The following is a 1,785-nucleotide window of genomic DNA, read 5'->3' as shown; positions in this document are numbered from 1 at the left end:
CTTTATTCTCCTTGGACATCCCCACCGCTATGGTCGCTGCGATGGCAATGAGTAACACAACCGCTATGGATATTACAGAAATGGTTAGCATTGGATTTGTCCTCCTTCAATATGAGCCTCTATTGTGTAAATTCATCATAGTAGGACAACCTCCAAATGAGACCATCCAATTGGACGGTAATCCACCCATCCATTTTTCATGAAAATGAAACAAAATCGTCACGGAGTCTCCCAACTCGAGTCCCCCATTCTTTCTTTGTTGTTGATACACTGAATACGATGTTATGGATTAACCTAGGAAAGTGGTGTCGACCCATGTGGAAGCCGGATCGCAACTCCAATAAATCGTTATATCGGCAAATAGCGGAACATATCGAGCAACGAATCTCAATAGGCGAGCTGCCTACGGGTAGCGTGCTTCCCTCTGAACGGAAGTTAGCGGAGCAGTACGGTATCAATCGGAGTACGGTGGTACAAGCCTACGACGAACTTCGCGCTTCGGGTATGATCGAAAGCACAGTCGGCAGCGGCACCCGGGTCACCAAACACATATGGGGCATGGCTCCCTCCCCCACGCCGAATTGGAATCGCTACGTGGAGGGCGGTACCTTTTTACCGAACTTACCGTTCATGCGTAGGATTCGGGAAAGTATTCAAAGTGGAGAGAATCTCATAAACTTAGCTAGCGGCGAACTCGCGCCGGAGCTGTCCCCGAATGATGCTATCCAGGATACACTGAGGAAGCATGCCTTTCAAGAGGCACTAGGCTATGGCGATCCGCAAGGATACGTCCCTCTTCGAATAGCCTTGACTTCGTTTCTACGGGAGCACCGCCATATTCAAGCAACCGATGAATCCATACTCATCACGTCGGGATCTCAACAGTCCCTATACTTGATCACGCAATGTCTGCTTAGCCCGGGCGATGCCATTGCTATTGAGAATCCGTCTTATTGCTATTCGCTGCCGATGTTTCAATCCGCTGGCCTGCGTCTATTCGGATTACATATGGACAAGCACGGTGTAGACCCGGAGGCGATTAGAGCGCTATATCGTCAGCACCGGATCCGTATGGTGTTCTTGAATCCGAACTACCAGAACCCCACTGGGACGGTTCTGGGGGCAGCCCGGAGGTTGGAAATCCTCTCCTGTTGCGAACAGTTGGGCATCCCGATCGTCGAAGATGATCCTTTCAGTCTAACTTCCCTTGAGACCAATCCGCCAATGCCGTTAAAAACGCAGGATCAGAGCGGAACGGTGTTATATGTCGGATCGCTCTCTAAGATTGTGGCCTCCGGTCTTAGAATCGGTTGGATGGTCGCCCCTCAGTCAGTGATCCATCGTCTGGCAGATGCCCGACAACAAATGGACTTTGGCATAAGCATATTCCCCCAATGGATTGCTACGCACTTTTTGAACTCGGGCGATTTGGATCGCCATTTGGACCGACTACGCGTTTCTCTGCAACACCGTAGGGATTTGCTCGCGGATGCTCTGGTCAAGGAGCTTGCCGAAGAGATTGTGTTCGACTTGCCACTCGGAGGCTTGAATCTCTGGTGCAAAATAAACAAAACAGTTAACGATATCGAATTGCTGGAGAAGGGAATCAAACAAGGCGTTCTCTTCGTACCAGGGAGTGTGTACGGCTCCGAAGCTGGTTATGTTCGATTCACGTATGCCAGGCCTCCTCTTCAAGATATCGAACGCGGAGTTAAGAAATTCGCCGAAGCCTTGCGCCTGACGCTTGGCCAGCGGTAAGAAAAAACCGCGTACCATGAATATATG

General features: G+C 50.1%; 1 protein-coding gene. It reads left to right on the top strand.

What is annotated here, in order from left to right; translation table 11 throughout:
• Nucleotides 1-315 precede the first annotated feature (315 nt).
• Complete coding sequence (pdxR, locus tag AC1DWB_RS34520) at nucleotides 316-1,758, top strand: MocR-like pyridoxine biosynthesis transcription factor PdxR (protein WP_477545589.1); 1,443 nt, start codon at nucleotides 316-318, stop codon at nucleotides 1,756-1,758.
• The last annotated feature ends 27 nt before the right edge of the window (nucleotides 1,759-1,785 follow it).

Source organism: Paenibacillus sp. P4_E11, assembly GCF_056401635.1.
This window is presented reverse-complemented; position numbering and strand designations above follow the sequence as displayed.

Excerpts from the sequence above, each read along its gene's own strand:
- pdxR (WP_477545589.1), top strand. The coding sequence starts at position 316 with ATGTGGAAGCCGGATCGCAACTCCAATAAATCGTTATATCGGCAAATA.